Here is a 12,117-nt window from a genome sequence, read left to right as displayed (position 1 = left end):
AGAAGTTAGGCCAAATGAGTTCGCAGATATTGCTGCACCTCGGGCTTGTCATAATCTTCCTCCGCCTGGATGTACTCCATCAATCCGCGCATGATCTCCTCTTGCCGCTGGCCATTGGCAAGTGCCTCGGCATACGGAATATCGGGGGAAAAGGTGACCATGGAATACAAAGGTAACCAGGCATCTGGGTATTGGGCGGTTATTTTAGACTCTACTTTCTTCTGGAGCAGAAAACGCGGATCGGCTACTTTGTCGCGCATCTCAATAAAGTTGTAGACGGCCAGGTCGGCGATGGCATCGGTGTTGGGTTTGCGCAGGTCCTGGAACGTCTGGAAGATGGTTTCCCAATCGTCCTGGTGTTGTTCCAGCAGGCCCCGTAGGATGGTGCAGTCCTCAAACCCGGCGTTCATGCCCTGGCCGTAAAACGGAACGATGGCGTGGGCGGCATCGCCTAAGAGCAGGATCTTGCCGCTATGCCGCCAGGGCAGGCATTTGATGGTGACCAGTGACCCAACCGGGTTCTCGAAGAACTCTTGCGCCAGGTCGGGCATGAGGGCGGTGACATCGGGGAAGATCTCCTGGAAGAAGCTGTTCACCTGGGCTTCGGTCTGCAGTGATTGAAACGAAGGGTCGCCTTCATAGGGGAAAAACAAGGTACAGGTGAAGGAGCCGTCTACATTGGGCAGCGCAATCATCATGTACTGGCCGCGGGGCCAGATATGCAGGGCATTTTTCTCCAGTTGCCAGCCGCCGTCAGGCGCGGGCGGAATGGTGAGTTCTTTGTAGCCGTAGTCCAGGTAGCTTTGCTCGTAGTTGAACCGATCTGTTTTCTGCAGAGATAGCCGCACCATGGAGTAAGCACCGTCGGCGGCGAAGATCACATCGGGCTGTACGTGGTGCTCCTGCCCCGAGACCGTATCCAGCATGGTGACTTTGTTCGTGGCTACTTCCACTTCCATGACTTGTTGCTGGAAATGCAGCGAGATGGTGGGCTCGGCCTCGGCTAAGTCCAGCAGGGCCTGGTTCAGGCCGCCCCGGGAAACCGAATAGATGGCTTGCCCTTCCTGGCCATACGGCTGAAAAGAGAGGTTCCCGTTTTTGTCATGCATGACCCGGCGGTACATGGGAATGGCCACTTTCTTGATATCCTCGGCGATGCCGATGGTTTCCAGGGCCCGCCAGCCGCGGTCGCTCAAGGCCAGGTTGATGGAACGCCCGCCCCCAATATCAGTGCGACGCAGGTCAGGCCGACGTTCGTAGACATCCACCCGGTATCCTTGTTTGGCAAGATACAATGACAGCAGGCAGCCTACCAGGCCCCCGCCCATGACACTAAGCTGGGTGGTTTTCTCCATCAATTTACGATCATATGGTCTGCGGGCGTAAAAACCGCCGTGAAGTAGTGCATTCTACGGAAAGAAGAGGTAAACTTAGGTTAAATTTCGTGAAAAAGCCTTGCCATGCCCGCTCCTTCGCCGCTCTTTGTCCTCCATGTGCCTTCTCCCCTGGGCACCATCCAGCTCACGTCTACGGAAAATCACCTGTTTAAGGCTTGCTTTCTGGAAAACGGCCCCGAAGCGGATAGCCCTGAATTCCCTGACTGCCTGAGACAAGCGGCCACCCAGTTGGAGGAGTATTTCGCGGGCAAGCGCCACTCGTTTGATGTTCCGTTGCACACCCAAGGCACTACTTTCCAGCAGCAGGTTTGGCAAGCCCTGCAACAGATCCCGATGGGCAAAACAGATCATTACCTGGGCCTGGCCAAACGCATGGGCAACGCCGGGGCAGTGCGGGCGGTAGGCGTTGCAAACGGTGCCAACCCCTGGATGATTCTGGTGCCCTGCCACCGCGTGATCGGGGCACAGGGCCAACTCACCGGGTACGCCGGCGGCCTCTGGCGCAAACAGTGGCTCCTGGAACACGAGGCCAAACTGGTAGGCACGTACCAGACGAGTCTTTTTTGAAATGAGTGATTGAGAGAGTGAATGATTGAGAGAATGTGAGAGATTAAAATGTGAGAGATTAAATAGAAAATATGAAGAGGCTTGTTCCTTCTATGGCCCTGAAGTTTCTTTCCTCATCAACTCACATTTGAATTTAGAGCTTTCCACTTCACCTATTCTCTCAATCATTCACTTCCTCAATCATTCAATAAATAAACCTGAATGTGAGGTTGATCCTGGGTTGCAGAAGCTTGGTGGTTTTGGGGAGTTGATGGTGCCAATAATGCTGGGTGGAACCAGCCATTAACAGCAGACTTCCGGAAGGTAACACCAGCTGGTTTTTGAGCTCTTTTTGTAAACGGTGCCGAAAACTGAAGGTACGCTCCTGCCCTAAACTGAGGGAGGCAATGATGGGATTCTGACCCAGTTCGGGTTCGTCATCAGCGTGCCAGCCCATGCTGTCTTGTCCGTGGCGGTAGAGGTTGAGTAAGACGCTATTAAAAGGAGCACCTGTGGTCTTTTCTAATTGTGATCTGAGTTCTGCCAACTCTGGCAGCCACGGCAGCGGTTCCCAGGTGAGACCCGAGTACGTGTAGGCTTTCCCGGCATCGGCGTACCAGGCGGTGAGCCGGGGCTGGTCTACCTGTTTGCCAAACATCCTTATCTTTTCCTGCCGCCAGGCGGCTTTTTGGGTCAAGGCTTCCTGCAAAGACGCTTGCTTTTCTCTGGAGATAAAATCAGGCACCAGGTACACCTCCGCCTCTGGCATGGGCAATTGATAAGGGAAGAACCGGTTCTGGAATTCTGGGGAGATTTGCGGCATACTGGAAAGATACACCTAAATTACGCTTGGGGCTTCTCACCCGGTTCGCCTTTGTTATCGTCTGACATTTCCAGGGCGGCTTTGGCCGGATCAATAAAGTCACCGGGCTGCCTCACCCGATCCAGGTACTGCATGATGGGAGTGGCCAACACTCCGTGCAGAAAGACCGACAGCAGAATGGTGAACCCGGCCACCGCCCAGATTTCCTCCGGATTCGCAAAATCAGCTTCGCCCAACGCGAAAGCCAGGTAAAACACGGAACCAATCCCCCTGATCCCGAAAAAGCTGATGGCCCATTTTTCGCGCGTTTTTACCGGAACACCCAATAACCCGATATACCCCGCCAACGGCCGCACCACCAGCAGAAACCCGATGCCTACCATCGCCCCTTCCAGGGTAAGCGCGTCTAAAAGCCCCCGACTAATGCTGCCGCCCAAAAGAATCAGGACGATGACCACCAACAGGCGTTCAATCTGATCTGTGAAATCATGCATTTCGCGGTGGTAGGAATGGTCTTCTTCGTAGTGTTTGAGGGTGAGGCCGGTGACAAAAACCGCGATGAAACCATAGCCGTGCACCATCTCGGTGAGACCGTACACCAACAGCGTGGAAGAGACGGCCACAAAACCGTCCTGGGTCTCGGGGAACTTACCGCGCTTGGGGAGCTTGAACAGCAGGTACTCCAAGACTTTCCCCAGCAAATATCCCGCTCCTACCCCAACTACAATGCGGTACAACAGATCATAGGAAAGCCAGTGCACCAACCAGTCTTCGGGGGCCAGGCCGTGGGTAGCCAACGCAATGGCGAGCCAGGTAAACGGAAAGGCCATTCCGTCGTTGAGGCCAGCCTCGGCGGTTAAGGCGAACCGGGTGGCGTCTTCCACCTCCTCGCTGGGAGGGCCCACCTGCACATCAGAAGCCAGCACCGGATCAGTTGGGGCCAACGCCGCTGCCAGCAAAACCGCCGATGCCACCGGGAAACCCAGCCACCACCAGGCCATCCAGGCCAGCGCCCCAATGCAGAGCAACATGGTCCAGCTCACCAGCCGCAGCGGCACCTGCCAACTGAACAACGAAAACCGCCGGTTGATTTTGATGCCCGTACCCATGAGCGTGATGATGACGCACAATTCTGAGAGACGCAGGGCAAATTCATTCTTGCGCAATGGGTCAGGCTCGGGAAGCCCAATGGGTACTTTATACAGCAGGAAACCCAACACCACAAACAGCATGGCGTAGGAAATAGGCACTTCTTTAAACCAAGTGGGCAACCAAGCCATGGCCAAGGCGGCAATTCCTACCACCACAAAAGAAATCAGGTAAATATCCATGACTGCTGCTGTTTCTGAATGAGTGAACCCCGGGCTCTCGTATAAATACTTACTTCATACGGAAACTAACGACTTGTTTCTCACCTGTTTTCAGAAAAAGGGCAAAAAATCAGGAAGACACTTACCACCAAAGACATTTTCCTGCCGAAACTACCCTAAAAGCAAAGTGCCTTTCCCGAGGTTCCGTTTAGAGGCTAAGTTTCTAAAAACGCCACCAAACGAAAACCTCAGGAAAGGCACGGATAAAAGGCCGGTCTGTTCTATTGGTTGAAATGCGCCGTCAAAAACTGCCCGAACCGGTAAACATCTTCAAAGGTATTGTACAACGGAGTGGGCGCTACGCGGATGACGTTGGGCTCCCGCCAGTCCAGAGTAAAGCCGTTGGCCATGAGCGTCTCAAACAGCTGCCGTCCGTTCTGGTGCACGAGCAAGGATAGTTGACATCCTCTCGCCGATGGCTCTGTTGGCGTAATCACCTCCAGGGCCTCTTTGGGTTGCTGCAAGCCGTTGATCAGGAACTCCAGGTAAGCGGTGAGTTGCTCGCTTTTAGCCCTTAGGTTGGCCATACCGGCCTGGTCGAAGAGCTCCAGCGAGGCTTTGTACACTGCCATGGGCAGAATCTGGCTGTTGGATACCTGCCACCCTTCGGCGCCTGGCATGGGAATAAACCCTTTCTTCATCTGGAACCGAACACTCTGGTCATGGCCCCACCATCCGGCAAAACGGGGCAGGTCTGGGTTACGGGCGTGGCGCTCGTGCACAAACACGCCAGACGTTCCACCCGGACCCGAGTTCATATATTTGTAAGTGCACCATACGGCAAAATCCACGTTCCAGCCGTGCAGCTGCAGGGTCACATTGCCGGCGGCGTGGGCCAGGTCAAATCCGCAGTTGGCACCTACGGCGTGGGCTTCGCGGGTAATGGCGGCCATGTCAAACACCTGGCCGGTGTAGTAATTCACGCCGCCCATCATCACCAAAGCAATCTCACTTCCGTTTTGCCGGATGGCTGCCAGAATGTCTTCGGTCCGGAGGGTGTGTTCGCCGGCCCGAGGCGCCACCTCAATAATGGCCTCGTCTGGATTATATCCGTGGAATCTCACCTGGCTTTCCAGCGCGTACTGGTCAGAGGGAAAAGCCCCGGCCTCGGTGAGAATTTTGTATCGTTGGTCGCGCGGCTGGTAAAAAGAGACCAGCATGAGGTGCAGGTTCACCGTGAGTTGGTTCATGACCACCACTTCCTCGGGCTTGGCCCCTACTACCCGGGCGGTGGGTCCTGCCAGTCCCGCGTGATAGGTAAACCATTGGTCTTCGCCGGTAAAGTGCCCTTCTACACCTAACTCGGCCCATTTAGTCATCTCCGCCTCCAGAGCAGCCCGGGCAGATTTGGGTTGAAGCCCCAAAGAGTTTCCGCAGAGGTAGACGGTGTCTTTGCCGTTGTGCTGCGGAATATGGAACTGGTCTCTGAACGAACGAAGCGGGTCTGCCTGGTCTAAGGACTGGGCGAAGGCAAGGGTATTTTGAAAAGACATGAATACTACGTGCTAAAATCTGTACTGGAACGGAGGCTAAGTTACCTAACAGGTGTTAGACAACCATACACTTTTACTTCTAACTCAAGCTTTATCCGATTTGGTGTTTCTGGCCCGATTTCTTTAAAAAAGGCGTAAAGTAGCTCCGCTAACCTAAACAGGAAGTCTGGCGGGAAGTTTACTTATTTTGTTTGGTCTGCTGAAGCTTCTCCACCAAGAAACGTTCTTTCTCCAGCCCCAGCCATTGTAAGGCAGAACCACTCAGCAGCATTTCTTTCACGTCATCCGAATAGGGCATGGATTCAATGAGCTTGCCCGGCTCCTGTTCGCCCAGCGGGAAAGGATAATCTGAGCCCAAGGCTACCTTATCGGCCCCGAACTGTTTGACCACGTAATCTAAGGTGTTCTTACAATGCACCAGCGAGTCAATCCAGAACTTGCCCACGTAGTTTTCCGGCGGCACGGGGTTGTCTACGGCGCAAAGGTCAGGGCGTACGTCAAAGCCGTGCTGGATGCGGCCCAAAGTGAACGGGAAAGAACCTCCGCCGTGGGCAAAGGCTAACCGCAGTTTTGGTAATCGTTCCAGCACTCCCCCGAAGATGAGGGAGCAGATGGCACGGGAAGTTTCGGCGGGCATACTCACGAGCCAGGGCAGCCAGTACTTGCGCATCTTCTTTTCGCCCATCATGTCCCAGGGATGCACAAAGATGGCAGCTCCTAAATCAGCGGCGGCTTCAAAGATGGGGAACAGGGAGGCATCGTCCAGGTTGGTGTCGTTCACGTTAGACCCTATCTGCACCCCGGCCAGCCCCAGTTCCTTCACGCAGCGCTCCAGCTCTTTGATGGCCAAATCAGTGTCCTGCATGGGCAAGGTGCCGAGGCCCACAAACCGCGTGGGGTACCGAGCTACTACGCCGGCAATGTGGTCGTTCAGGATTTTTGAGAGGTCCCAAGTGTGTTCGGGCTTGGCCCAGTAACTGAACATGACGGGCACGGTGCTCAACACCTGCACATGCACGCCGTGCTGGTCGCACTCGCGCATACGGGCGGCGGGGTCCCAGCTGTTTTCCTGAATTTCCCGGAAGAACCGGTCGTCCAGCATCATGCGGGCGCAGCAGGGCTTGTGGTGCTCCAGCCTGATGAACCCACCGTAGCCGTAGCGTTCCCGCAAATCGGGCCACCGTTCCGGCAGAATGTGCGTGTGGATGTCTATTTTAAGAGGCTGGTGCAACATGTAAGGCCATACAAACTAGTGGGAACTGTTGCTCAACTTACGAAAACTCTTGCACATAGTCTTGCCTTGAGTGGCCTTGGGCTGCGTTTTAGCCCCGCTTTTGGCAAAACGGCCCTGAAACGCATCTCAGTTTATTTACTTAAAAACAGAATTCACTGGCAGAAGTGCGGCGGGTTAAATAAACTTACGGCATCCTTTCACCTTATCTTATACGCACATGGCACGTCAATTATTTTCCTCGGGGGCTCCCTGGGAAAGCAGCGTGGGCTACTCCCGCGCCGTGAAAGTAGGTCCGCTCATAGAGGTGGCCGGCACCACCGCCGTGGAGAACGGACAGGTAGTTGGCCCCGGCGATGTGTACGCCCAAACGGTTTACATTCTGCAGAAGATTGAACGGGTCTTGCAGGAAGCCGGTGCCTCCATGAAAGACGTGGTGCGCACGCGCATGTTCGTGACCGATATCAGTAGGTGGGAAGAGGTAGGCCGGGCCCATGGCGAATTCTTCAAAGACATCAGGCCGGTGACCAGCATGGTAGAGGTAAAAGCTCTCATTGACCCGATGCTGTTGGTGGAGATGGAAGTCACGGCTTATGTGGAGTAAACCTGTTTAGAGGCCCTTTTCACAAATACAGCCTCTAAACGGATTGGCTACGTTCTGGTACTACTTTTCAGACAAATACCTATTCTATAACAGAGCGCACCTTCATTTGCATTTTCAGCAGTTTACCGACCGTTATTTGAAAAATCGGCAAAAAAGAGCTAGGTTAGAGAAATGTAGGATTATGACCTCCCCCCTTTTCTCTCCTGCCTATGAAGACTGTCCTTGTTTTAGGGAGCACCGGAAGCCTGGGTTCCTCGGTACTGGAAGTGCTGAAACAGCAATCGTATAACATCCGGGCCACCGCCCGCACCGAACGTAAAGCCGAGCAGCTTTTGCCTTGGGTAAACGAGGTGGTGGTCTGCGACCCTACTGACCCCGAGACCCTTTCGCCTGCCTTACTGGAGGGTGTGGACTATATCATCTCGGCCCTTGGGAAAAGCCTCAGCCTCTCAGACCAAAGCCGCACATCCTTTCACGAGGTAGATTTCCAGGGCAACCTGAACGTGCTCAGACTGGCCCAGGAACACGGACGCCAACTGAAGAAGTTTGTGTACGTGGCAGCGTTCAGCGGCGAGAAATATCCGCATGTGGCGTACTTCAAAGCGCACGAAGATTTTACCAGAGCCCTGAGGAAAAGCGGCATCCCGAATAGCATCATCAAACCGCCTGCGCTTTTCTCGGCGTTCCTGGATTTGCTGCCCATGGCCCGGAAGGGAAAGCTGGCTTCCATTGGCAGCGGGCACCACGTCACCAACCCTATTCATGAGCATGAGGTAGCCGAAGCCTGCGTACAGGCGCTCACCCTTCCGGTAGACACTATTGAACTGGGCGGCCCGGTCACGTATTCTAGGCTGCAATTAGTGGAGTTGGTGGGCAAGGCGGCTGGCAAAACCAAGGCTATCCCTAAAGTGCCCTATTGGGTGGTGAACACGTTTTTACCGGTGGTGCGCCTGGTGAACCGGTCGCTTTACGAGAAGGCGGCGTTCTTTGTGGAAGTCACCAAACGCGACTGCGTGGCGCCTTTCAGGGGCAAGCGCACTCTGGAAGATTATTTAGCCGAACATGTATAGCAACCCGCTTGGGGCATCCGCCGTTTTTCCCGATATTTGCTTGTACTTCGTTTTAGACTAACTGCAATGGGAAGAGCATTTGAGTTCCGGAAAGCCCGGAAGATGAAACGCTGGGACATGATGTCCAAGCAGTTCACCCGCATAGGGAAAGAGATTGTGATGGCCGTGAAGTCCGGAGGCCCTGACCCAGACACCAACGCCCGTCTGCGCGTGTGCATCCAGAACGCCAAAGGGGTAAACATGCCCAAAGACCGTGTAGAAGCCGCCATTAAACGTGCCCAAGGCAAAGAAGAGAATGATTACTCAGAGGTAGTATATGAGGGTTATGGCCCACACGGCGTGGCCGTTCTGGTAGAAACCGCTACCGATAACGTGAACCGCACCGTGGCCAACGTGCGCATGCACTTCAACCGCACCGGCGGAGAACTAGGCCGCACCGGCCAGTTCGACTTCATTTTTGAGCGCAAAGGCGTGTTCCACTTGAACGGCGAAGGCCTGGACATGGAAGAACTGGAACTGGATTTGATTGACTTCGGGCTGGAGAGCATTGACAAAGACGAGGAAGAGAACGAAATCATCATCCAAACCTCTTTCGGTGACTTCGGAGCCATGCAGAAAGCCCTGGAAGAGCGCGGTATTCACGTGAAAACCTCAGAACTACAGCGCTACCCTACCGTCTTGAAAGAACTTTCCCCGGAACACCAAGAAGACATGACCAAGCTCCTGGACCGCTTGGAAGAGGACGATGACGTACAGGCCGTGTACCACAACATGAAAGAAGACGCTGAAGACGAATAACATGCGTTTGAAGCCCGTTTTCTGAAAAACGGCTCTGAAACGGAAATAATAGCAAAGGCCCGCTTTCTTTAGGGAAGGTGGGCCTTTGTGGTTTATAGGCGAAACATAACCTTCTTAGGCGTGCACCACAATTTCTGTTTTAGACACCTCTATAAGTGAATGTGTTTGAAAGAGGTCCACGATCATTCCTATATGCTTTTCAAACAGATCCATCAACTCACTATTCCTAATGTTGCCGGTTTTTATCAACAACAGTTTAGGAGGTTCTTTTCTCAACACATAAGATTCCAGAAAGTCGGCGTCTTTGGTGATGACAATGAACTGCTGCTCAGAAGCTAATTGGGTGATGTATCCATCCTGCGTTTTATTCTTGTCTGGCAACTCAAGGGTGTGAATTGAATCCACTCCTTTGGATTTGATGAAGTCAGAAAGCGTTTTGGGCAGTTGGGCATCTACAATAAACTTCATGAAGCTATTCTATAGATGCTTTTTACTTGAGTTAGCTTAGCGGCATACTGAAGGCAGGCAAGAAAATCTTCCTTCTCCAAATCAGGGTAATCTTCCAGAAGTTCTTCTATGGTCATGCCGGAGGCTAAAAGCTCAAGCATGCTGTCTACAGGATAACGCAAACCACGAATAGTAGGCTTACCATGGCAGATGTTGGGATTTATCGTGATTCTACTCAGGAGTTCTTCTTGCATATCTCTTTTACTTGCTAGTTTACTTGCTAGAACCAAAACTAGATAAAATATAGGTCTGTTTAAAACTAAGTTCTTCTAACCTATTAGCTACAAGTCCCTTTCAGGATGGCAGGGGGAGAAGTACTTCACTACTGCGCCACAATCGGCTTTGCCATCACCTCACCGCAGTTAGAGCAAGTGCGTTTTTCGTCTGAAGCCCAGAAAGCGTTCATCACCACGGGCAACTGCCCCACGATGTCTGACACTGGAATAAACTCCTCGTACAGTTTGTTGTTGCAGTTTTCGCAGTACCACTGGAAACCGTCCATTTCGTTTTCGTTGCGATAGCGTTCCATCACTAGGCCCACGGTGTTGGGACCACGGCGCGGTGAGTGCGGTACGTTGGGTGGAAGCAGGAAGATATCGCCTTCGTTGATGTGGATGTCTTTGAACTCGCCGTTGTCAATGACCTTTAGCACGATGTCACCTTCCAGTTGGAAGAAGAACTCCTCACCGTTGTTGATGTGGTAATCTTTGCGCGAGTTGGGTCCGCCCACTACCATCACAATAAAGTCTTTGTTGTCTTTGTACACCTGTTGGTTGCCCACCGGCGGCTTGAGCAGGTGGCGGTGTTCGTCTATCCATTTCTTGAAGTTGAAGGCAGGTTGTAAGGCCATGGTAGTAGCGTTTGGGTAAACAATGCTTGCCCGGTGTGTGCCCGAGACTGCTCCAAGGTACGAAACCTCCTGCAGAAAAGATAGACGCCGCTTTGAAGCCGATTTCTGAAAAGCAGCCTTGAAACACTCATTTCCTGCTCCATAATAATCTGTACATTTACTTTTATGGATTTGAATTTACAGCACAAGCACGCCGTAGTCTGCGGCAGTACGCAGGGCATAGGCAAAGCAGTAGCCTTGGAGTTAGCGCTGATGGGCGCCACTGTTACCATAGTAGCCAGAAACGAAGAACGCCTACAAGAAACAGTTAAAGAACTTTCCACTGATGCGGGTCAGCAGCACCAGTACGTAGTGGCAGATTTCAGCCGCCCCCGGGAAGTGCAGGAGCGTTTAGAGGCTCATTTATCAAAAATCGGCCAAGCCCATATTCTGGTGAACAACACCGGCGGACCAGCGGGCGGACCAGCCCTGGATGCAGCTCTGGAAGAATTTGAGAGTGCTTTCGCGGCGCACCTGCTGTCTAACCACGTGCTGGTGCAGGCCGTTACCCCGTATATGAAAGAAGCTGGGTATGGCAGAATCATCAACATCATCTCTACTTCGGTGAAGCAGCCCATCAAAGGCTTGGGCGTTTCCAACACCATCAGGGGGGCCGTGGCTAATTGGGCAAAGACGCTTTCCTTTGAACTGGCTCCCTTTGGCATTACAGTAAATAACGTGCTGCCCGGTGCCACACTTACTGCCAGGCACCACTCGCTTATTGTAACCAGGATGCAGAAAACCGGCCTCCAAAGAGAAGAAATCGAAAAGGAAATGCTGGCCGGCATTCCAGCCAACCGATTTGCGGAACCTGCCGAAGTCGCTGCTGCCGCTGCGTTTCTGGCATCGCCCGCCGCAGGCTACATCAACGGCATCAACGTTCCGGTAGACGGCGGACGATTAGGTAACCTGTAATCAATAAGAAGCAAAGACCTTTCCCCTCAACACCCGTGAAACAGAAGAAACTCAACTTCTACTTAAGCCTTTACCAAGCCGTTGGGTTTTCGCTCACCTCCATCATATTGACCATCCTTTTTATAAAAGAGGGAGGCATGGCGGTGCTGCTCATCTTCTTTATGGCGCTTCTGTTTCTGCCGTTTCTGCTGCTGTCCATTTCAGAACTTCTCAAACCTTTGCTCGGGAACCAGAACCTCAAGCTGTGCATCTACCTGGCGCTGGCTTTTCTTGTTCTCCCTGCGTTGGCCCTGCCTTTCTTCTTTTATTTGGGCGGATTCCTGATTGCGGTGTTCTGCCTATGCTTCGCCGGACTGGTTTGGTTCCTGAAAGACTGGCACCATAAACTGTTAGCGATAAACGTGCTCGGAGGCCTAGTCCTTTCAGCTATTATCGTGTATCTCTTCTGGAGTACAGCCAACTATATGAACTGAC

At 53.0% G+C, this 12,117-nt stretch carries 14 protein-coding genes; 6 read left to right on the top strand and 8 right to left on the bottom strand.

From position 1 onward, the window contains the following. Positions 1 to 5: 5 nt before the first annotated feature. Positions 6 to 1,355, bottom strand: coding sequence for an FAD-dependent oxidoreductase (locus EFB08_RS08345; RefSeq protein ID WP_123126495.1), 1,350 nt, complete (start codon positions 1,353 to 1,355; stop codon positions 6 to 8). Between the two features lie 105 nt (positions 1,356 to 1,460). Here EFB08_RS08345 and EFB08_RS08340 point away from each other — a divergent pair, with 105 nt between their 5' ends. Continuing rightward, positions 1,461 to 1,964, top strand: a complete 504-nt coding sequence (locus tag EFB08_RS08340) for a methylated-DNA--[protein]-cysteine S-methyltransferase (RefSeq protein WP_123126494.1) — start codon at positions 1,461 to 1,463, stop codon at positions 1,962 to 1,964. Between the two features lie 184 nt (positions 1,965 to 2,148). Here EFB08_RS08340 and EFB08_RS08335 read toward each other — a convergent pair whose 3' ends face one another. The 4 genes from EFB08_RS08335 to EFB08_RS08320 all read right to left on the bottom strand — a co-directional run bounded on the left by EFB08_RS08335 (position 2,149) and on the right by EFB08_RS08320 (position 6,863). After that, a complete protein-coding gene (locus EFB08_RS08335) occupies positions 2,149 to 2,766 on the bottom strand; it encodes an alpha-ketoglutarate-dependent dioxygenase AlkB family protein (protein WP_123126493.1) in 618 nt (205 codons plus the stop codon). A gap of 20 nt (positions 2,767 to 2,786) precedes the next feature. Further along, entirely contained in the window at positions 2,787 to 4,097 is a 1,311-nt protein-coding gene (locus EFB08_RS08330; protein WP_123126492.1) for a cation:proton antiporter, read from the bottom strand. A gap of 260 nt (positions 4,098 to 4,357) precedes the next feature. Beyond that, entirely contained in the window at positions 4,358 to 5,629 is a 1,272-nt protein-coding gene (gene kynU / locus EFB08_RS08325) for a kynureninase (protein WP_123126491.1), read from the bottom strand. Between the two features lie 178 nt (positions 5,630 to 5,807). Further along, complete coding sequence (locus EFB08_RS08320; protein WP_123126490.1) at positions 5,808 to 6,863, bottom strand: amidohydrolase family protein; 1,056 nt, start codon at positions 6,861 to 6,863, stop codon at positions 5,808 to 5,810. A 217-nt stretch (positions 6,864 to 7,080) separates the two neighbouring features. Between EFB08_RS08320 and EFB08_RS08315 the strand changes: the two genes are divergently transcribed. From EFB08_RS08315 to EFB08_RS08305, 3 genes are all read left to right on the top strand, one after another. Then, on the top strand, positions 7,081 to 7,464 hold the full coding sequence (locus EFB08_RS08315; protein ID WP_123126489.1) for a RidA family protein: 384 nt from the start codon (positions 7,081 to 7,083) through the stop codon (positions 7,462 to 7,464). Between the two features lie 209 nt (positions 7,465 to 7,673). Further along, positions 7,674 to 8,534: an SDR family oxidoreductase gene (locus tag EFB08_RS08310; protein ID WP_123126488.1), complete on the top strand. Its 861-nt coding sequence runs from the start codon at positions 7,674 to 7,676 to the stop codon at positions 8,532 to 8,534. Positions 8,535 to 8,600: 66 nt separating this feature from the next. Next, on the top strand, positions 8,601 to 9,332 hold the full coding sequence (locus EFB08_RS08305; protein WP_123126487.1) for a YebC/PmpR family DNA-binding transcriptional regulator: 732 nt from the start codon (positions 8,601 to 8,603) through the stop codon (positions 9,330 to 9,332). A gap of 114 nt (positions 9,333 to 9,446) precedes the next feature. Here EFB08_RS08305 and EFB08_RS08300 read toward each other — a convergent pair whose 3' ends face one another. From EFB08_RS08300 to EFB08_RS08290, 3 genes are all read right to left on the bottom strand, one after another. After that, entirely contained in the window at positions 9,447 to 9,800 is a 354-nt protein-coding gene (locus EFB08_RS08300; RefSeq protein ID WP_123126486.1) for a DUF5615 family PIN-like protein, read from the bottom strand. Further along, positions 9,797 to 10,033, bottom strand: coding sequence for a DUF433 domain-containing protein (locus EFB08_RS08295; RefSeq protein ID WP_123126485.1), 237 nt, complete (start codon positions 10,031 to 10,033; stop codon positions 9,797 to 9,799). The genes EFB08_RS08300 and EFB08_RS08295 overlap by 4 nt, the downstream gene beginning before the upstream one ends. A gap of 128 nt (positions 10,034 to 10,161) precedes the next feature. After that, a complete protein-coding gene (locus EFB08_RS08290; RefSeq protein WP_123126484.1) occupies positions 10,162 to 10,689 on the bottom strand; it encodes a 3-hydroxyanthranilate 3,4-dioxygenase in 528 nt (175 codons plus the stop codon). Positions 10,690 to 10,854: 165 nt separating this feature from the next. On the opposite strand from EFB08_RS08290, the gene EFB08_RS08285 reads away from it, so the two are divergent. Both EFB08_RS08285 and EFB08_RS08280 read left to right on the top strand, forming a co-directional pair. Then, positions 10,855 to 11,643, top strand: coding sequence for an SDR family oxidoreductase (locus EFB08_RS08285; protein ID WP_123126483.1), 789 nt, complete (start codon positions 10,855 to 10,857; stop codon positions 11,641 to 11,643). A 35-nt stretch (positions 11,644 to 11,678) separates the two neighbouring features. After that, complete coding sequence (locus EFB08_RS08280) at positions 11,679 to 12,116, top strand: hypothetical protein (protein ID WP_123126482.1); 438 nt, start codon at positions 11,679 to 11,681, stop codon at positions 12,114 to 12,116. Position 12,117: the final 1 nt, after the last annotated feature.

This window comes from Rufibacter latericius (assembly GCF_003721515.1).
GTDB classification, from domain to species: domain Bacteria; phylum Bacteroidota; class Bacteroidia; order Cytophagales; family Hymenobacteraceae; genus Nibribacter; species Nibribacter latericius.
Note: the sequence above shows the minus strand (reverse complement) of the source record. Positions and strands in the feature narration are given on the sequence as shown.